This window comes from Paraburkholderia sp. MM5482-R2 (assembly GCF_050436125.1).
Taxonomy (GTDB): Bacteria; Pseudomonadota; Gammaproteobacteria; order Burkholderiales; family Burkholderiaceae; genus Paraburkholderia; species Paraburkholderia tuberum.
The window spans coordinates 105827-123820 of sequence record NZ_JBNDLP010000004.1 but is presented as its reverse complement, the minus strand read 5'-3'; the positions used below and the strand labels follow the sequence as shown (position 1 = coordinate 123820).

At 64.8% G+C, this 17994-nt stretch carries 19 protein-coding genes; 16 read left to right on the top strand and 3 right to left on the bottom strand.

Annotated elements, in window-relative coordinates; genetic code table 11:
• Positions 1-3: 3 nt before the first annotated feature.
• From OKW37_RS36625 to OKW37_RS36615, 3 genes are all read left to right on the top strand, one after another.
• Positions 4-1113 carry an acetoin dehydrogenase dihydrolipoyllysine-residue acetyltransferase subunit gene (locus OKW37_RS36625; RefSeq protein WP_429402370.1) on the top strand — a complete coding sequence of 370 codons (1110 nt, stop codon included), beginning with the start codon at positions 4-6 and terminating at the stop codon, positions 1111-1113.
• A 5-nt stretch (positions 1114-1118) separates the two neighbouring features.
• Positions 1119-2087, top strand: coding sequence for a lipoyl synthase (gene lipA, locus OKW37_RS36620; protein WP_429402371.1), 969 nt, complete (start codon positions 1119-1121; stop codon positions 2085-2087).
• Between the two features lie 188 nt (positions 2088-2275).
• Positions 2276-3679 (top strand): DNA-binding protein, encoded by a 1404-nt coding sequence (locus OKW37_RS36615; RefSeq protein WP_429402372.1) that lies wholly within the window; start codon positions 2276-2278, stop codon positions 3677-3679.
• A gap of 157 nt (positions 3680-3836) precedes the next feature.
• Here the strand turns inward: OKW37_RS36615 and OKW37_RS36610 are convergent, their stop codons facing one another.
• The 3 genes from OKW37_RS36610 to OKW37_RS36600 form a co-directional block, all read right to left on the bottom strand.
• Entirely contained in the window at positions 3837-4880 is a 1044-nt protein-coding gene (locus OKW37_RS36610) for a porin (protein WP_429402373.1), read from the bottom strand.
• A 149-nt stretch (positions 4881-5029) separates the two neighbouring features.
• The gene (locus OKW37_RS36605; protein ID WP_429402374.1) at positions 5030-6337 is read right to left on the bottom strand and encodes an MFS transporter; all 1308 of its coding nucleotides are present in this window, start codon (positions 6335-6337) and stop codon (positions 5030-5032) included.
• 252 nt (positions 6338-6589) lie between these two features.
• Positions 6590-7183: a TetR/AcrR family transcriptional regulator gene (locus OKW37_RS36600; protein WP_018422052.1), complete on the bottom strand. Its 594-nt coding sequence runs from the start codon at positions 7181-7183 to the stop codon at positions 6590-6592.
• A gap of 313 nt (positions 7184-7496) precedes the next feature.
• Here OKW37_RS36600 and OKW37_RS36595 point away from each other — a divergent pair, with 313 nt between their 5' ends.
• The 13 genes from OKW37_RS36595 (at position 7497) to OKW37_RS36535 (ending at position 17907) form a co-directional block, all read left to right on the top strand.
• Positions 7497-8810, top strand: a complete 1314-nt coding sequence (locus OKW37_RS36595; RefSeq protein ID WP_429402375.1) for an aromatic ring-hydroxylating oxygenase subunit alpha — start codon at positions 7497-7499, stop codon at positions 8808-8810.
• 13 nt (positions 8811-8823) lie between these two features.
• Complete coding sequence (locus tag OKW37_RS36590; RefSeq protein ID WP_184058835.1) at positions 8824-9231, top strand: hypothetical protein; 408 nt, start codon at positions 8824-8826, stop codon at positions 9229-9231.
• A 52-nt stretch (positions 9232-9283) separates the two neighbouring features.
• Positions 9284-9688, top strand: a complete 405-nt coding sequence (locus OKW37_RS36585; RefSeq protein ID WP_018422048.1) for a cupin domain-containing protein — start codon at positions 9284-9286, stop codon at positions 9686-9688.
• 12 nt (positions 9689-9700) lie between these two features.
• Positions 9701-10051, top strand: coding sequence for a cupin domain-containing protein (locus OKW37_RS36580; RefSeq protein WP_429402376.1), 351 nt, complete (start codon positions 9701-9703; stop codon positions 10049-10051).
• 9 nt (positions 10052-10060) lie between these two features.
• Entirely contained in the window at positions 10061-11392 is a 1332-nt protein-coding gene (locus tag OKW37_RS36575) for an NAD(P)/FAD-dependent oxidoreductase (protein WP_184058831.1), read from the top strand.
• On the top strand, positions 11389-12033 hold the full coding sequence (locus tag OKW37_RS36570) for a nuclear transport factor 2 family protein (protein ID WP_184058829.1): 645 nt from the start codon (positions 11389-11391) through the stop codon (positions 12031-12033). The genes OKW37_RS36575 and OKW37_RS36570 overlap by 4 nt, the downstream gene beginning before the upstream one ends.
• Positions 12030-12899, top strand: a complete 870-nt coding sequence (locus OKW37_RS36565; protein ID WP_429402377.1) for a dihydroorotate dehydrogenase electron transfer subunit — start codon at positions 12030-12032, stop codon at positions 12897-12899. Before OKW37_RS36570 ends, OKW37_RS36565 begins: the two co-directional genes overlap by 4 nt.
• Entirely contained in the window at positions 12893-13831 is a 939-nt protein-coding gene (locus tag OKW37_RS36560) for a dihydroorotate dehydrogenase (RefSeq protein ID WP_429402378.1), read from the top strand. The genes OKW37_RS36565 and OKW37_RS36560 overlap by 7 nt, the downstream gene beginning before the upstream one ends.
• Positions 13828-14253, top strand: a complete 426-nt coding sequence (locus OKW37_RS36555; protein WP_429402379.1) for a non-heme iron oxygenase ferredoxin subunit — start codon at positions 13828-13830, stop codon at positions 14251-14253. Before OKW37_RS36560 ends, OKW37_RS36555 begins: the two co-directional genes overlap by 4 nt.
• A 4-nt stretch (positions 14254-14257) precedes the next feature.
• Positions 14258-15334 (top strand): asparaginase, encoded by a 1077-nt coding sequence (locus OKW37_RS36550; RefSeq protein ID WP_429402380.1) that lies wholly within the window; start codon positions 14258-14260, stop codon positions 15332-15334.
• 32 nt (positions 15335-15366) lie between these two features.
• Positions 15367-16068 (top strand): hypothetical protein, encoded by a 702-nt coding sequence (locus OKW37_RS36545; RefSeq protein WP_429402381.1) that lies wholly within the window; start codon positions 15367-15369, stop codon positions 16066-16068.
• A gap of 21 nt (positions 16069-16089) precedes the next feature.
• Entirely contained in the window at positions 16090-16794 is a 705-nt protein-coding gene (locus OKW37_RS36540; RefSeq protein ID WP_184058822.1) for a maleate cis-trans isomerase family protein, read from the top strand.
• Positions 16795-16992: 198 nt separating this feature from the next.
• On the top strand, positions 16993-17907 hold the full coding sequence (locus OKW37_RS36535) for a LysR substrate-binding domain-containing protein (protein WP_429402382.1): 915 nt from the start codon (positions 16993-16995) through the stop codon (positions 17905-17907).
• Positions 17908-17994 lie beyond the last annotated feature (87 nt).

Sequence of the window (17994 nt, the reverse complement as noted above, 5' to 3'; positions counted from 1 at the left end):
GCAATGCCGATTCACATGATCACGATGCCCAAGTGGGGGCTGTCGATGGAGCAGGGACAGGTCAACGGCTGGCTGAAGGAGGTTGGCGAAAAAGTCGCGAAGGGCGACGAGATACTTGATGTCGAGACCGACAAGATTTCGTCGGGCGTCGAGTGCGCTTTCGACGGCACGCTGCGCAGGCAGATCGCGCGGCAGGGCGACACGCTGCCGATCGGCGCGCTGCTCGGCGTCGTCGCCGACGAAGCGAGCTCCGAGGCCGACATCGATGCGGCGGTCGAGGCGTTCCAGCGCGACTTCGTGCCGGCCACCACGGACACGGCGGAGGCCGGACCGCAGCCGGAAAAGGCGCAGATCGGCGGGCGCACCGTGCGTTACCTGAAGATCGGCGACGGCGGCACACCCGCGGTGCTGATCCACGGCTTCGGCGGCGATCTGAACAACTGGCTCTTCAATCATGCGGATCTCGCCGCGCACCGCGCCGTGTGGGCGCTCGATCTGCCGGGGCATGGCGAGTCGGGCAAGGCGGTCGACACGGGCAGCCTCGACGAACTGGCCGACAGCGTGGTCGCGTTTCTCGACGACCGGGGCATCGAGCGCGCGCATCTCGTCGGCCATTCGATGGGCGGCGCCGTGTCGATGACGGTCGCCGCGAAGGCGCCCGAACGCGTCGCCTCGCTGGCATTGATCGCGGGCGCGGGGCTCGGCGACGAGATCAATCGCGAATACATCGAAGGATTCGTCGAGGGCAGCAGCCGCAACGCGCTGAAGCCGCATCTGGTGAAGCTTTTTGCCGACGGGTCGCTGGTCACGCGGCAACTGATCGAAGACATCGTCAAGTACAAGCGGCTCGAAGGCGTGAACGACGCGCTGCGCAAGATTGCTGCGTCCGCGTTCGAAGGCGGCGTGCAAAGCCGCGTCTATCGCGAGCGGCTCGACACGCTCGCGCCTCGCACGCTGGTGATCTGGGGCGCGCAGGACCAGATCATTCCGGCCGCGCACGCGCAGGGGCTGCCCGCTCAGGTGCGTGTGCACGTGATCGACGGCAAAGGACACATGGTGCAGATGGAGGCTGCATCGGAGGTGAACCGCCTGCTCAACGAGTTCTTCGGATAACCGCGATGGACGCCGCTCCTCATACCGACAGCCTCACGGCGCTTGGCCAGCATGGCAAGCGCAACCGCGACAAGCTCGCCCGCATTCCCGTGAAGATCGTGCCGGCGGACGATTCGACCGTATTGCCGAAGCCGCCCTGGCTGCACGCGCGGCCGATGATGAGCGAAACCGTCGCGGGCATGGCGGCGGTGCTGCGCGAGCACAGCTTGCATTCGGTCTGCGAGGAGGCGATGTGTCCGAACATCGGCGAGTGTTTCGCGCAGCGCACGGCGACATTCATGATCATGGGAGGGATCTGCTCGCGGCGCTGTGCGTTCTGCGACGTCGCGCACGGACGGCCGCAAGCGCTCGACGACGACGAGCCCGCGCGGCTTGCCGACGCCGTCGCGGCGCTCGGGCTGCGTTACGTCGTGATTACATCGGTGGACCGCGACGATCTGCGCGACGGCGGCGCCGCGCACTTCGCGCGTTGTATTGCGCTCGTGCGCGAGCGCGTGCCGGGCATTCGCGTGGAAATCCTGACGCCGGATTTTCGCGGGCGAATCGACCGCGCGCTCGATGCTCTGTCCGTGGCGTGGCCAGACGTTTTTAATCACAACATCGAGACGGTGCCGTCGCTGTACCGGGCGGCGCGGGCAGGCGCGGACTACCTCGGTTCGCTCGAACTGCTATCGCGCGCGAAACGCCAGAACGCGGCGGTGTTGACCAAATCCGGCCTGATGGCCGGGCTCGGCGAGACCGACAGCGAACTGCTCGCGACGATGCGCGATCTGCGTGCCCATGACGTCGACGTGCTGACGATCGGCCAGTATCTCGCGCCGTCGCGGTTTCACATGGCGGTGCGGCGATACGTGCCGCCCGCGACGTTCGACATGCTACGCGACGAAGGTTTGAAGCTGGGGTTCATGGAAGTGGTGTCGGGGCCGCTCGTGCGTTCGTCGTATCACGCGGATCGGATCGCCGGAAAGCTCTGAATGCATGTGTGCCGGACCTTTGGTGGCGCAATCCGATGAATACCTCCCCGTAACCTCGGCTTTTCGAGCGATTGACCGCCGGGGAAGTACTCGACAATTCGTAGGTATGCGAGGCGAGTCCCAGCGCGGGGCCGCCTCCCGAACGACGAAACGGTATTCGTCACCACGTGCACTTTGTCGAGGCAGGCATGTCAAGCAACATTACGATCACGGACGAACTCGTCGCTGAAATCGCAAACCGGTTGGCCGAAGAAGGCGAGAAGGTGTCTCCGGTAGCCATCTGGTCCGAAGTCCATACAGGCTCGGTGGTCGCGGTGGCCGCGGCATTGCGCAAGTGGCGTGAAACGCGCGCCCCGCGGGTGCCGCAGGTCGTCGAACGTCCGGCTTTGCCGGAGACCGTGACCGACACCATGCGCGATGCGCTCGACCGGCTGTGGAGCTCAGCGCAGGACGAAGCTGAACGCGCGGTGGCGCGACGCCTCGCCGCGATGCGCCAGCGTGTCGAGGACGCCAGCAACGAGCGCGACGACGCGCTCGCCGAGCTGCAAACCACCGTCCAGGAACTCGATGCGCTGCAAGTCGAACTGGATAAGATGACGAGCGCCTACGACGAGAAAGTCGACGCAGTAGCCGGGCTCGAAGAGGACATTGCGCTCGCGGTGCAACGGACCGACGCGGCGGAGAAGCGCGCGCAGGAACTTGCAGAGCGCGTTTCGCTCCTCGAAGCGGAACTGCAGAGCGCGGAACTGGCCGCGGAGCGCGGAGCGGTTTCGCACGAGGAGACCGACGCCGTGGGCGAGGGCGAGGTGGCGAACGAGTCGGCTGGGTCAGTCGTCGAAACGCCGGCCGACGAAACGGAGCGTGCGGCGCTGGAAGCGGCGCATTCCGAAGCGGTCGCTCGTCTTCAAAGCGAGCTCGAAGCGATTCGCGCAGAGCTGCAGGCCGAGCAGGAAGCGCACGCGGCCCGCCGGGAAGAGGTCGCGGGCGCGCAGGCTGAACGGAATGCCGCCGCACTTGAATTGCAGAATGTCCAGACGCAGATCGCCAGCCTGACCGATGAGCGTGACGCGGGCGCCTCCGAAATCGCGAGACTGTCGGCCAGCTTGTCCGAAGCGCAGGAGCGTGCCGACGCGGAGCAGCAGCGCGCGGCCGAGCGGGCCGAAAGCACGGTGGCGAGCGAGAACGTCGCGGGCCTGGAGTCGGCGTCGCCGGTGACTGCCGACTCTCAGCAGCTCGAGGCATTGAAGGCGCAGATGACGCGCGACGCGGACGCGCATGCCGCCGCAATTGCCGAAGCGCGGGAGACCGTCAGGAAATGGTCCGACTACTCGAACGCACTGAAGCAGCAACTGGCTCAGGCGAATGAAAAAATGGTCGTCGTCCTTGCCCGCGGCGCGGGCGAAGCGACATTGAGCCGCCGGCTTGCCGCTGAACTGGGCCAGCTCAAGCCGGAGCATGAATTGCTGCGCAAGGAGATTCAGCAGCAGGTGCTCGTCGAAACGATCAGCGCTCAACTCGAGAAACAAGGCTACCGCTACGACGAGAAGACGGGTGCCGTGTCGAAGCTGAACACCGAAACCTCGCCAGCGTGACGGGATCGTTGATGGGATGGCGGCAGCGCCGATCGATTTTCTCTGTGCGCGGGAAGCCGGTGCCGTCGCATCGCGATGCAACCGTTCTCCCAGGTCGTTACCGGTGCACCCATATGCGACTTGCTGTCGTCGATCGAAGCACCGGTCGCAAGCTCAGTCAGAAGAAGTGCTGCACGCCAATGCGCACCGACGCCTGATCGCTGCGCGACGACGGCGACAACGAGAGCAGCGCCGCTTGCGCGCCGCCACCCGTGTGCTGATAGGTCAGCTCGGCGTAGAGCATGGTGCGCACCGAAAGGTGATACAGGTTCGAGAGACCGGCGGTCGTGTAGGTCTTTCCGTCGAACCACGTGCGGTAGCCGCCGAGCAGCACGGTGTCGAATGGCGTGACGTTCCAGTCCACGCCTAACTCAGTTGTTGTAGCACGCGTCGAATCCGTATCGCTGGCGATTTTCACCGTATCGACGACAGCGTGAAACGCCCATTGGCGATTGGGTATATACGTGCCGGCCACACCGAAGATCTCGGTATTGCGCGCCTTGAATGGCGTGCCGCCGGTAAGGTCCTGTCCGAGGAAACTGGCGTAGCCAAGCGACGTATTGAAGGCGTACGACTTGTCGCGGGTGTCGCTGTATACCGCGCCCAGTTGCAGCGCCGAGGACTTGTAGAGGAGCGCGCCGCCTACATAGCGGCCCTGTCCCGTCGAAGGATCGGTGAAGCCGTACATCGCGCGCGCCGACACTCCATGCCACGGATTGCTTGCGTACTTCACAGTGTTGTTCACGGGGGTGACCGCATCGTTGTCGATGTTGGCGGGGCGGTACAGCAAGTAGTTGTACTGGACAGCGCCGTTCGCGTTGGGCAGAAGCACATCGTCGGTCAGATCCCACTGCCTGCCGAGTGTGAGCGTGCCCCAACGGTTGTCGGAAAGCCCGACGAAGGCCTTGCGGCTGAACAGTACGCCCGAAGTCGCGAAAGCGCCCGTATTCGAGAAGAAACCGTTCTCCAGCTGGAATACGGCTTTCGATCCACCCCCTAGATCTTCCGAGCCTTTGAAGCCGAACTGGTCGGGCACGCTGATCGGCCCCATGACGACTTGCGAGCTTCCCTTCGCATTGGTCACGTAGCCAACGCCTTCATCGATGCTGCCGTACAGCGTGACGCTGCTTTGCGCATGTGCGGACGATGCTGTCACACCCATGCACAACATCAGACAACTCAACGAAACGTAAGGGGTACTGATTGCGGATGCGAAAGGATTAGATAACGGTCTCATGCCGATCGCAGGTAGGGGAAAAGAAGGAGGAGGAGATCAGGTCGCAGGCCGGTTTGCACCGGCTCTGCGGCGTGTCATGCGTGGCGCGGCCTGCACAGAGCGATGGCGAGCGCGGCGACGAGGGCCGATGCGGCGAAGGCGATGAAATTCAGGCGCACGTCGAGATGCGACGCGGCGAACCACGCGCCGAGCATCGGCCCCGCCATCGCGCCGATCCGGCCTATGCCGACTGCCCAGCCCGTCGCGCTCGCTCGTGCGAACGGCCGGTAGAAGCTTGCGATATAGCCGAGCTGCACCATCGCCACCCCGATACTGCCCAGCCCGGCGAGCGCCACCAGCGCGTAGTTCGTGAACACGCCGCCCCTCACCGTCAGTCCGCAGATCGCGAGCGCGCCGATCACGTAGCCGCCGACGATCGTCTTGCGCGGGCCGAGCCGATCACCGACGCGGCCGATCAGAATGCCGCCGATCGCCGAGGAGAGCATGAAGACCGCCAGAAACGACAGGCTCGAGCCGAGGTCGTAGCCGAGCTTGCGCATCAGTTGCGGCAGCCAGGTGCCGAGCCCGTAGATCACGAGTACCGCGGCGACTTGCGCGAGCCACAGACAAAGCGTCGACCGCCAGTTGCCGTGCGAGAACACCTCGCCGAACACGACGCGCAGCGAAGGCTTGGCCACCGCCTCGACGGGAATGCTGTCGAGCGACGCGATCGACAGGCCGAGCCGTTGCGCGAGCTCATCGGCCTCGCGTCGCTTGCCGCTCGCCATCAGATAGGCGAGCGACTCGGGCAGCAGCTTGATCAGCACGGGAAGGGCGAGCAGCGGCAACGCGCCTACCGCGACGACGAAGCGCCAGCCATGCGACGCGAGAAACGCCATCCCGATCACAGCGGAAACCAACGCTCCGATCGCGTAGCCTGAATACATGATGGCGAAATTGAGGTTGCGCCTGGGCGCCGGCGAGTATTCGACCGTGAGCGCCGCCGCCGCGGAAATGACGCCGCCGAGGCCGAGTCCACCGATGAAGCGCATCACGCTGAAAATGAACGGCGTGGGCGCAACGGCCGCACCCAGCATCGACAGCGAGAACAGCGCCACGCACGCAATCAGCAGACGTTTGCGGCCCATCAGGTCGGTCAGAACGCTGATGAAGTACGAGCCGAACAGCGTGCCGAACAGCGCCGCGCTACTCATCGCGCCGACTTCGATCGGCGTGAGCTTCCACACCGGGTCGGCGAGCATCGACGGAACGATAGTGCCCATGACGCCGATGTCATAGCCTTCGGTCACGATCGTAAGGAAACAAAGGGCCAGCACGCGGCGCGTGGTGCGCGCGGGCGGGTCGAGTGCGAGTGCGAGAGGACTTTCGGAGATGGCCGCCATGGGATGACTTTTTCGAACGAACTACCGGAAAGATCAGGCAAGCACGATGCCAGTCCCTCGTGGATGACCTCGTGGCCGAAAGCGCCGATCACTTGTCTATCCGCGCTTTGTGCGGCTTGCCCGCCCGGCGCAGGCGGAAGCTGTTGTCTGCGCTCGAATACAGAATGACATTCTATTTTCGAGGCGTCAAAGATTTCAAAATAAATTTAGGCGTGGTTCGGGAAAATCCTGGGTCGAGGCCGCGTCGCCTGCTCAGCTTACGTCATGTCGCGGCGCCTCGCCCAATAGCAGCGTGGTCATGAGCGCGGTGATGCGCTGGATGTCGCGGTGATCGCCGATACGCTGATTGATCACGAAGCCGTCGAACGCCATCCAGATCACGTGAGCGAACAGGTCGCCGCCGAGGGCCGCGACGCGCTCGGCGGGCAGCGCGTCTTTGAGGAGCTGCGTGAGGAAATTCTCGACCGATACGAGCAGATTGTTCGGTTTCGCGAGACCCGCGGGCGCGCTCGCGAGTGCGTCGATCAACGAGTTCGCGAAGGCGTTGTCGGCGGCCGGGATGTCGTCCCAGATGCCCGCCAGGATGCGCTCGATCTTCCTGCGCGGACCGTTGAGCAACGCCACTTCGCTGCGCAGCCGATGCAATTGCTCGATCAGCCAGGGCTCGTAGATTTCATAAAGGATGACGAGCTTGGAGTCGAAGTAGACATACAGATTGGCGACCGTGGTGCCCGCGAGACGGGCGATTTCGGTCATCGTCGTGGCCGAATAACCCTTTTCACTGAAGGCGTTGAACGCGGCCGTCAAAATGGCTTCCCGCTTGACGGCTTTTTTGATTTGCGGCACTTGAGGGCTCTCTATCGGAAGGGGCGGTGGTCGGTTCGGGGCATTCTATCAAGCCGCCACGCCCACGCCGATGCGTGTCGGACGCTGCCGACCGCGACTTCCATTTCGATACAGCCTTGCTGCTGAAAGAGCCTGCGTGCGGCTTGCGCGATCAACTCATGCTTCCCGTGTTTCATTACATCGCACCTGTTCGGATTCGCGCGGACATGCCCCGCGTTTCGCGAAATCAACAAAAGACACTTGACGATCAAAATTTTTCAAAACAGAATACCGTTCATTAATAAACGACATTCGTTTTTGAGGTGAAGCTATCGTGTCCACGACCTTGCTGTCTCCCGAAGTCCCCGCGCCGGCAGGCACGCTGACCGGCCGGTATCCCGAACTCGGCTCCGGTCCGATCCCGGTCGAGCCGTACATTTCGCCGCAGTACTACGAGCGCGAGAAGCAACACATCTTCAAGAAGACGTGGCTGCAGGTCGGTCGGGTGGAGGAGATTCCGAAGCCGGGCGACTACTTCGTGAAGGACCTTGCCGCGTGCGACACGTCGATCATCGTGGTGCGCAATCGTCAGGGCGAGATCCGCGCCATGCACAACGTGTGCGCGCACCGCATGAACGAAATCGTCTACGACAAGTGCGGCAACACCCGCAAATTCTTCTGCAAGTTTCATGGCTGGGCCTACGACCTCGACGGCAAACTCACGGGTGTGCCCGACGAGAAGTGCTTCTTCGGTCTCGATCGCGAGCAGTTCGGCCTCTCGCGTGTGGCGTGCGAAGTGTGGCAAGGCTTCATCTTCGTGAACATGGACCCGAATCCGCCGGTCTCGCTCGCGGATTACATGAGGCCGATGTTCGGCGACATCGAGGGCTATCCGTTCGATAAGCTCACCGCTGGCTTCGGCTGGCAAACGGTCGTCAACTGCAACTGGAAGCTCGCGCTCGACGCGTTCCAGGAGGCGTATCACGTCGCCTATGTGCACGGCAATTCGATCGCGGACGCGATCGACAAAAGCGACAACGAAAGCATGCCGCCGCTCGACGCGCTGTGCGGCGAATTTCATCGGCGGCTCTCGCTGGCGGGCAACCAGAAGTCCGTCTATGGCAACCCGAAGGCGGTGACCGAGGGCGGCGCCGCCGCGCAGAACGCGTTGTCCGAGCAGGGACATAAACGCCCGATCGCGGCGGCGGCATTGCGCGCGGGCATCGGCAGCGCGAAGCACGCGTTTGCGCTCGACGCGCTGCCGTCAGGCGTGAACTGGACAAGGAGCCCGAACTGGCTGTTCGACATGAACATCGTGTTCCCGGACTTTTACGTTTCGCTGCGTCCGAACTATTGCCAGGCGTACAACTTCCGTCCGATCTCGCACAACCAGACGCTCGTCGACGCACGCGTGTACTACCCCGAAATGACGACGCCCGGCGGCCGCTTCTTCCTCGAATACATGAAAGTCGCGCTGCGCGACGTGCTACTCGAAGACTTCAGCACGCTCGAACGCACGCAACGCGCGGCCGAAACGGGCGCGAAAAAAGTGATGGTGTTGCAGGACAACGAACTGCTGGTGCGCCACGCGTATCACGTCGTCGAACGGATGCTGGCGCAAGGCGTCGCGGCCAGTGCGACGGTTTAACCAGGAATCGAACATGAGCACCGCAATGCCTACCCAGCCGGTCAATTTCGTCAGCAGAAAAGCGCCCGTCGCCCGCACGTTGCCCGCGGGTTTCGAGTCGCTCGCGCCGTTCGTCGACATCTGGGCGCTCGAGACCGAAACCGCACGCAACGCGCAACGCCACGCGGTCGGCATGGAAGCCATTCTTGCGTTTCGCGACGCGATCCTGCCGCAGGTCGACGACGTCGTCGCATATCTGAACGGCTACGCGCTCGCGACGCTCGACGAGCATCCCGAAGCGATGACCTTGATGTACCTGCTGCTGTCGCTGGCCGAGATCGCGCCTGCAATCGAGTTCTATAACCAGCCGGCCGTCATCGACGGATACGAGTCCGCGCGTTTTCGCGCCGACGAGACTTTTGTCATGCGTCCGCTGCCCTGAGCGTTGACGCGATCGGCCGGTGCGTCCGGTCTGAACCTGAAGGAGACAGCAAATGGCGAAATGCCGCGTGTTTGGCATCGATCACGGCCTGAAGACCGTGGTCGAAAACGGCCTGTACATGAAGACGATGATCGGCGCGACGATGAGTGTTGCGGTGATCAAGTTCGTCGAGCAGGAGGGTACGAATCTGCCCGCGAAGGCGCACGATCACGGCGAGGAAGCGTCGCTGCAGGTGCTCGGTTCGTGCTCGATCTTCGAGGTGCGGCCGGACACGCCCGACGTCGAGCGCACGCTCGCGCAAGGCGACGCGATGATCATTCCCGCAGGCCTCAGTCACTACGGCAAGAACTGCTACGGCGCGCAAGGCGTGAGCATGCGCTTGAACGTGGTATCGCCACCGCGCGCGGAATATGGCGCGCAGGACGACACGCCGTATTACCCGCTCGCCAATCGATGATGAGGGACGCAAATGAATAATCGCACTGACAATCTGGCCGGCGACATCGCGCAATGCACGGCAGTTCAGGCAGGTGAGCGCTGGCGCGATCCGCACGCGGAGAGCCAAACGGTGCGCGCGCAAGGCGCGCTGTTGAGCACGGAGTTCGCGGTGTTCGAGCCGAGCGAAGTGCGCGACGAGGTAGCGGGAGCGCGCGGCGAGGAAGTCGTCGCGATTCTCGAAGGCCAGTTCGATATCGATGCGGCCGGCGAGCATTACCGGCTCGTCGCGGGCGAGGCGATCCTGATTCCGCCGCGCGAGCCGCGTCGCTTTACGTGCATCGGCGCCAAGGGCGTGCTGTATCGCGCCGGGACCAGTGTGTGAGATCGAATCATGAAGCACGATCCATTTGAACCGGATGATGTGAAGCACGTCGTCGTCGTCGGCGCGGGCCATGCTGGCGGACGCGTCGTGCAGCATCTCGTGTCGCTGGGCTTCGCGGGGCGCATCACGCTCGTAGGCGACGAGCGTCATCCGCCCTACGAGCGGCCCGCGCTCTCGAAGGAATGGCTGACGAGCGAAACCGAGCCGACGCTCGCGGCGTCGCCGCTCGTTCTGGCGCCCGCAGCGTTCTGGGAGCCGTCGGCGTTGCGCGATGCGCGCATCGACCGCCTGCACGAACGTGCGGTCGCGCTCGATGCGACTGAGCGCGTGCTGACACTCGCGAGCGGCACCCAGGTGCGGTTCGATCGCCTGGTCGTGGCGACGGGCGGCGCGCCGCGCGACGGCGCGATTCCCGGCGCGAACCGGCCCGGCGTACACCTGCTGCGCACGGTCGACGATAGCCTCGCGCTGCGCCGCGCGCTGCGCGAGAGCCGTGGCCTCGCCATCATCGGGGCAGGCGTGATCGGCATGGAAGTGGCGTCGTCGGCGCTCGAGCTTGGCGTGCCGGTGACGGTGCTCGAAGCGGGCGAGCGCGTGCTCGCCCGCTGCCTGTCCCCCGTGATGTCCGAATGGCTGCTGCGCGAGCATCGTGCGCGCGGCGTGCGGGTGGAACTGGGGGTCGCCGTCGAGTCGATCGCGGACGCAGCGCAAGCGGCGCAACTTGCCACCGACGGCACGCGCTATGTCGTGCGTTGCAAACTCGTCGACACCGCGCAAACGCGATCACGCGAAGCCTTCGACGTCGCCGCCGACACGATCCTGATCGCGATCGGCGTCGATTGCGCGCCGGCGTTTCTCGCGGGCACGGGGCTCGCGGGACGCCAGGGCGTCGACGTCGACGAAACCTGCCGCAGTCCGCATGCGCCGTGGCTTTACGCGGTCGGCGACGTCGCGCATGTGCTCGATGGCGAGAGCGAGCGCGGTGGTCTGCGTCAGGAAACGTGGCGCAATGCCGAGAACCAGGCGCTCGCGGTCGCGCAGACCCTGATCGGCCGCGCGCAGGCGTATCGCGAAACGCCATGGATGTGGACCGATCAGCTCGGCAACAACATCCAGGTCGTGGGCCAGCCCGATCCGCGCGACGAGGTCGTGCTGCGCGGCGAACCGGGCGCTGGACCCTGCGCGGCGCTGAGCATGCGCGACGGTCGCATCGTCGCGGGTGTGCTCGTCAACGCGGGCCGTGAGCGGCGCTTCCTCGAAAAGCTTGTCGCCAGCGCGATGCCCGTGGACGTCGCGCGCCTCGCGGACCCCGGCACGTCGCTCAAGGAGCTTGCCGGATGAGCGCGATTTCGATGGGAATGGCCGACGCACGTACCCGCAACGACACGCCCACATACAGCGGCGCGCAGATGGCAGCGCTTGCGGAACGCGTCGAACGGCTCGAAGCGATCGAAGCGATTCGCGCACTCAAGGCGCACTACGGCGCGCTCGCCGACGCGAAGTACGGTGGCGACTACCGCAAGCTCGACCGCGAAGCGCTCGCGGACATCGCACGCCAGCAAGCGGCCTGCTTCACCGGCGATGCCGTCTGGGCGGGCGGCAACGGTTTCGGCGGCGACCTCGTCGGACGTGAAGCGATCGAGCGCTGGTTTCTCGATTCGCCGTGGCGCTTCGCGATGCACTACTACGTCAGCGAGACGCTCAAGGTGGATGTCGCGCGCGGCGTGGCGCAGGCGAACTGGCGGCTGATGCAGGTGGCGCTGCGCGAGGACGCGGACACGCGCGCAGGCGCGGTGTGGCTGGGCGCGGTCACGACCGAACACTACCGGCGCGACGCGGCGAGCGGCCTCTGGTTGATCAGTTACATGAAATTCGAAGCGCTCCACATGATGACCCTGGCGGATGGGCCGCTGCCGATCGCCAGCAATTTCGCGGACCTCGACGCGCTGCGCGTCGACCGCACCGAGGACAATCAGTCATGACAGAAGTCATTGCGTCGCCCTGCGCGACCCATACGGATTCTTGCCGCGGTACTGTCGCGCTCGATATCGCCGAGCACGCGTGCCGCGTGCTGCAGAACATACCCGTCAACGCGGAGTATCGTCACATGATCGTCGCCGCGCCGATCGGGGCCGCGCTCGCGCAACCGGGCCAGTTCTTCCATCTCGCGTGCCCGCCGGGCGCCGCGGGCACGTCGTTTCTGCGCCGGCCGATGAGCGTCTACGGCGCCGATCCGCTGCGGCACACCGTCGAGTTTCTCTACAAGGTGCAGGGTATCGGCACGCAAGGGCTGGCGACGTTGCGGCCAGGCGACACGCTCGATGCGCTCGGACCGCTCGGTCGTGGCTTCGAATTGCCTGAAGAGACGCGCCATGTCTTGCTGCTGGCGCGCGGGGTAGGCCTTGCGACGCTCGCGCCACTCGCGGCGCATGCCACCGCGCGGGGCGCGTGCGTGAGCGCCGTGCTAAGCGCGCGCAGCCAGGCCGTGGTGATGTCCGCCGAGCGTTTGCGCGTGGCGGGCGCGACGGTTCATATCGTCACCGACGAAGACGGCAGCAGCGATCCCGCGCGCGTCGCAGCGCAACTCGAAGCGCTGCACGCCGAAGCGCCGTTCGACTTCCTGTCCACCTGCGGCTCGAACCGGCTTCTGATGCTGCTCCAGAAGCTCGGCAAGTCGTGGGGCGTGGCGGGACAAACCGCGATCGAGCAGCACATGGGTTGCGGAATCGGCTCGTGCTATGCGTGCGTGCGTCCATTCCGCGCGCATGCCGATTCCGACCGTCTGACCTTCCGGCGCGTGTGCTGGGAGGGCCCCGTGTTCGATTTGCAGGAAACGACATCATGGTAGATCTGAGCGTCAAGGTGGGCGGACTCACGCTCGCCAATCCCGTCATGCCCGCGTCCGGCACTTTCGCGGACGGCAACGCGCGCGTGTTCGATCTCAATTGCCTCGGCGCGATCGTCACCAAGACGATCACCGCCGACATTCGCGAAGGCGTACCGCCGCCGCGGGTCGCCGAGTTCAAGGACGCGACGCTGTTTTCGATCGGCATTCCGAGCAAGGGCGCCGACTATTACATCAATACGACGGTGCCGTTCTACCAGCGCTATACGCCGCCGATCGTGGGCAGCATCTCCGCGAATTCGGCGGCCGAGTTCGGCGAGCTGGCGGAGCGCATCGGTACGAGCGGCATTGCGGCGATCGAGGCGAACGTGTCGTGTCCGAACCTGAAAAAGAACGGCAAGGCGTTCGGCATGGACCCCGAGGCGACGTATCAGGTCGTGCGCGCGATGAAGTCGAGCATCCGCGTCCCCGTGTGGGTCAAAATGACGCCGAACGCCGGCAACCTGGTCGAAGTCGCGCTCGCCGCGCAAGCCGCCGGCGCCGATGCACTGGTGTGCTGCAACGCGATTCTGGCGATGGCGATCGACGTGCGGACCTTCAGGCCGCGCGTCGCGAACGTGATGGGTGGCCTGACCGGCGCCGCGACCAGGCCGATTCTGCTGCGCATGGCCCACCAGTGCGCCGAGGCCGTCGAGATTCCCGTGATCGGCTGCGGCGGCATCAGCACGGCGGAAGACGCGATCGAGTTCATGCTCGCGGGCTGCGCAGCGGTCCAGGTCGGCACCGCCAACTTCATTACGCCGAACGCGATGCCGCGCGTGATCGATGGGCTGCGTGCGTTCTGCGAGCAGCGCGGTCTCGCGCGCGTCGCGGACCTGATCGGCGCGATGCAGCGTCATGACGTGATCAATCTGCAAAAGGACTATGCGCTATGAAGGTCATTCCTATTGCCTCGGTATGCGGGCGCACGGTTCACGCGCCTGCGCACGCGGCTGAGGCGGCGCTCGCGAGCGGCGGGGCGCCGGCACTATCGATGGCCGCCGACGCGTGGCATCTGGTCGGCGAGCTCGATCGGTGTTTTGACGGAAACGATTGTCTGGGCGTGACGATCGACACCGTGAAGGTCGGCTTGTTTCGCGTCGCCGGCGCAATCCATGCGCTCGACGATATCTGCACGCACGGCAACGCGTTGCTGAGCGAGGGCCTGCTCGACGGTCACGAGATCGAATGTCCGTTGCACGCTGGCCTCGTCGACGTGCGCACGGGCAAGGGCACGACCGCGCCGATCGTGCGCGATACGCGGCGCCATGAGGTCCGGATCGACGGCGGCAATCTCTACGTTCGGCTGCGCCGCTGAGACGATGAGCTTTTTATCGACTGCAACCAAAACCGCGCGCGGGCCGAAAATCGCCGTGATCGGTACGGGCGGCACATTTGCGATGCACGCGCGTGGCCCGTTCGACTGGGTCGAGTATTCGGAAAGCGGCGTCGTGCATCCGCTCGACACCCTGCTCGCGACGCTCGGCGAGCTCGCGCCCGACGTCGAACTGCTACCCGTCACGTTTCGCAGCCTCGGCAGCGTGGCGATCCAGCCGGCGGACTGGGTGGAACTCGCTCGGCTGATACGGCACACGGCGCTCGCCGATCCGTCCATCACAGGGTTCATCGTGACCCACGGAACGGCGACGCTCGAAGAAACCGCGTGGTTCCTGCAACTCGTGCTCGACATCGCGCGGCCGGTGATCGTCACGGGAGCGCAGAGGCCCGCAAACACCGCGGGCAGCGACGTGCTCGCGAACCTGCGCGGCGCGATTGCGGCAGCGCGCGATCCGCTGAGCGCGGCACACGGCGTGCTGGTCGCGATGGACGGCTGGCTGTTCTCGCCGCGCGACGTGACCAAGGCGGCCAGTTTCGAACTGAACGCGTTCGAGTCGCCGGGCTACGGTCCGCTCGCGCGCATCGAGCCCGACGCGCGTGTTGCGTGGCGGCGCGGTGCGATTGCAACGCGTCGCGGTAGCGAATCCGCATGGTTCTCACGAGCGCTGCTGGAAGCGGATGCGCCATTCGCGCTGCCGCGCGTCGATATCGCGATCTCGTATGCGGGTGCCGACGGTGTGGCGATCGACGCGCTGGTCGCGGCAGGCAGCGCCGGCATCATCAGCGCGGGACTGGTGCCGGGACGGCCGGCGGCAGCCGAGGCGGCCGCATATCGCAAGGCGGTTGAGGCCGGTGTCGTGGTCGTGCAGTCGAGCCGCGCGGCGCGTGGCGTGGTGCCGCCTCAGGCGTTTCTGGCACGCGACGGCGTAGTCGCGGGCGGCGATCTCGCGCCGCACAAGTTGCGCATTGCGTTGATGCTCGCACTCACGTTCGATGGCGATTCGCGAGCCGATTTCGCGCAACGGCGCGAACGCATTCAAACCATTCTGCTCGCGTTGTGAACGCTTCGGCACGCAAGGAGGCATTTCGAATCATGCAGTTCTCTTACCTCGTGACCTGGGTGCATCCGGACCCGGCGGCATGCATCAGCGCCGACGACCTCGAACGCATCGCCGCGATCGTCAACTCGACGCCCGCGCTGCGCCGCTCCCGCCTTTACACGCCGGAATCCGCCGAGGATTACTACACGCGGGACGGCGCGTCGCCGATCTTCGCGATGCAACTCGACTACGACTCGGTGTTCGATCTCGAAGCGCCGATCGCGGCAGGCGGCCATTTGCAGGCGCTCGCCGCGGCCAATCTCGCGAGCCTCGCCGGATGCCGCGTGGAGCAGCAGGCGATGCTGCGCCGTCCGTTTCCGGTGGCCGATGCCGACGCGCGCGTGCCAGCAGGCAGCCTGCCATGCCAGTTCCTCGTGCACTACCCGGGCCACGCGCTCGACTTCGACGAATGGATCAACTACTACCTCACGCATCATCCGCAGATCATGTTCGACTTTCCGGGCGTGCGCGAGATCGAGATTTTCACGCGCATCGACTGGCTCGACGCGATGCCATGGACACGCGTGCACTACATGCAGCGCAACAAGCTGATGTTCGACAGCGCACGGGCGATCACCGAGGCGATGCACTCGCCGGTGCGCCACGCGATGCGGCAGGACTTCGAACGATTTCCGCCGTTCGAGGGCAGCAACATCCATCATCCGATGGCGGCGCGCACGACCTTCTTCGACTAACGCGATTCGCAAGGGGCAAGCATGAGCATCGGGTTCGGTCATCTCGCGCGTATCGGGCATCTGTACCCGTCGGGTGGACTGTGCGACTTCGAGATTCAGGCGATGGCGCCCGACGGCGTGCAATTCGTCACGACGCGTTTGCCGTTTCGCGACACGTCGATCGAATCCGATCGCACGTTGATCGACGACATCGAACAGCACGCGCAACTGCTCGCCGACGCGAAGGTCGACCTGATCGCGACGAATTGCACGGCGGCGGGCGTCGTGAACGGACCTGACGCGATCAATGCACGGGTGACGGCAGCGACGAACATCGCGGCGGTCACGACGATCGAGGCCGTGCTCGCCGCGTGCGACGCGCTGGGCGCGAAGAAGCTGGGACTCGTGACGGCTTACGGCGAACGCGTCGTCGCGGCGGAGCAGGCATTTTTCGAGCAACGCGGGCTGAGTGTCGTCGCCGAAGCGAGCCGCGCGTGCCGCACGCCTTTCGAGCAGGGCACGGTGCAGCCCGAGGTCTGGTCCGACATCGCGACGCGACTACCGGGCGATTTTGACGCGTTGCTGATCAGTTGCGCGGGCATTCGGGTGAGCAGCGTGATCGCTTCGATCGAGACGGAAGTCGGACGCCCGGTGATCAGCAGCAATTCCGCGCTGTTGTGGTACTGCTTGAGGAAGCTGAACATCTCTGCGAAGTCGCCGGGATATGGCGTTCTGTTAAGCGATTGAGACGGTCCCTTTCCTGCCTGCTGCACCTGGCGCGCCAGGGCGCGATATCGGCCGCATCTGGCGCGTGGCGGAGCAACTCGAAGTACCTGTGCATGGCGGTTTGACGCAGGTCCGATAGTCAGCGTGCGGCACGGCCAGGCGTAGAATCGCGGGCGCAGCGGCGAGTCCATTCGTCGCCGGACCGGAGACCGATGGCTGATGGAAATCAAGTGGATCGAAGACTTCATCGCGCTCGCCCGCTATCAGAGCTTTTCCCGGGCGGCGGAGTTTCGCAACGTCACGCAGTCGGGTTTCAGCAGACGGATCCAGTCGCTCGAACAATGGGTCGGCGCCGATCTCGTCGATCGCAGCGGCTTTCCGCCGACCCTGACCCCGGCAGGGCAACTGTTTCGTGACGCGGCCGAAGACATCCTCGACAAGCTGTTCGACACGCGCGCCATCATTCGCACCGAACAGCGCATCGCCGGCACGAGCCTGCAGATCGCTGCCGGCCACACGATCGCGCTCAACTTCCTGCCCGCGTGGCTGCGCACGCTGTCCAAGCATGTCGGCGAAGTGCGCGCGCGCGTGATTCCGGCGAACGTGCACGATTCGATACTGATGCTGGTCAACGGCAACTGCGAGCTGATGTTCGCTTATCACCATCCGCAGCTGCCGTTGCATCTCGATCCGACCAGGTATGAATGCGTGACCGTGGGCGTCGATACTTTCATGCCGGTATGCAGGCCCAATCAGCGGCTTGCGCACGTGTACCGTTTGCCCGGCGTGATCGAACATCCGATGCCGTTCATCGCCTATACGGAGACGAGCTACTTTGGGCGCTGCTTCGCGTTGCTGATGGAGCAGAGCAAAGCGTCGCCCGCCTTGCAACTTCACTATGAATCCGACATGGCCGAGGTCGTGAAGAAGCTCGTGCTGGAAGGCGAGGGTGTCGCCTGGCTGCCGAAGAGCTCGATCGCCGCCGAACTCGACAGCGGCCAGCTTGTCGACGCCGGCCGCTCCGAATGGCAACTGGAGCTGGAGTTGCGCGTGTATCGCGACCTCACGGACCGCACTGAACTGCTCGATACGCTGTGGCGGCATCTGCGGGCCTCGTCGGGGTCAGCCGAATAGCGCCGCTAGGGTTATCCCGCGTTATGCGAAACTTGCATAGCCGTATGCAACACTAGCATTCACGTCTTTTCTGCCGTCTCTAGAATT

Bases quoted from the DNA above. Each gene is read 5' to 3' on its own strand.
- lipA (WP_429402371.1), top strand. From the start codon at position 1,119: ATGGACGCCGCTCCTCATACCGACAGCCTCACGGCGCTTGGCCAGCAT.
- OKW37_RS36610 (WP_429402373.1), bottom strand. From the start codon at position 4,880: ATGGGTGTGACAGCATCGTCCGCACATGCGCAAAGCAGCGTCACGCTG.
- OKW37_RS36540 (WP_184058822.1), top strand. From the start codon at position 16,090: ATGAGCATCGGGTTCGGTCATCTCGCGCGTATCGGGCATCTGTACCCG.
- OKW37_RS36545 (WP_429402381.1), top strand. From the start codon at position 15,367: ATGCAGTTCTCTTACCTCGTGACCTGGGTGCATCCGGACCCGGCGGCA.
- OKW37_RS36550 (WP_429402380.1), top strand. From the start codon at position 14,258: ATGAGCTTTTTATCGACTGCAACCAAAACCGCGCGCGGGCCGAAAATC.
- OKW37_RS36590 (WP_184058835.1), top strand. From the start codon at position 8,824: ATGAGCACCGCAATGCCTACCCAGCCGGTCAATTTCGTCAGCAGAAAA.
- OKW37_RS36580 (WP_429402376.1), top strand. From the start codon at position 9,701: ATGAATAATCGCACTGACAATCTGGCCGGCGACATCGCGCAATGCACG.
- OKW37_RS36535 (WP_429402382.1), top strand. From the start codon at position 16,993: ATGGAAATCAAGTGGATCGAAGACTTCATCGCGCTCGCCCGCTATCAG.
- OKW37_RS36575 (WP_184058831.1), top strand. From the start codon at position 10,061: ATGAAGCACGATCCATTTGAACCGGATGATGTGAAGCACGTCGTCGTC.
- OKW37_RS36615 (WP_429402372.1), top strand. From the start codon at position 2,276: ATGTCAAGCAACATTACGATCACGGACGAACTCGTCGCTGAAATCGCA.
- OKW37_RS36625 (WP_429402370.1), top strand. From the start codon at position 4: ATGCCGATTCACATGATCACGATGCCCAAGTGGGGGCTGTCGATGGAG.
- OKW37_RS36560 (WP_429402378.1), top strand. From the start codon at position 12,893: ATGGTAGATCTGAGCGTCAAGGTGGGCGGACTCACGCTCGCCAATCCC.
- OKW37_RS36570 (WP_184058829.1), top strand. From the start codon at position 11,389: ATGAGCGCGATTTCGATGGGAATGGCCGACGCACGTACCCGCAACGAC.
- OKW37_RS36605 (WP_429402374.1), bottom strand. From the start codon at position 6,337: ATGGCGGCCATCTCCGAAAGTCCTCTCGCACTCGCACTCGACCCGCCC.
- OKW37_RS36565 (WP_429402377.1), top strand. From the start codon at position 12,030: ATGACAGAAGTCATTGCGTCGCCCTGCGCGACCCATACGGATTCTTGC.
- OKW37_RS36585 (WP_018422048.1), top strand. From the start codon at position 9,284: ATGGCGAAATGCCGCGTGTTTGGCATCGATCACGGCCTGAAGACCGTG.
- OKW37_RS36555 (WP_429402379.1), top strand. From the start codon at position 13,828: ATGAAGGTCATTCCTATTGCCTCGGTATGCGGGCGCACGGTTCACGCG.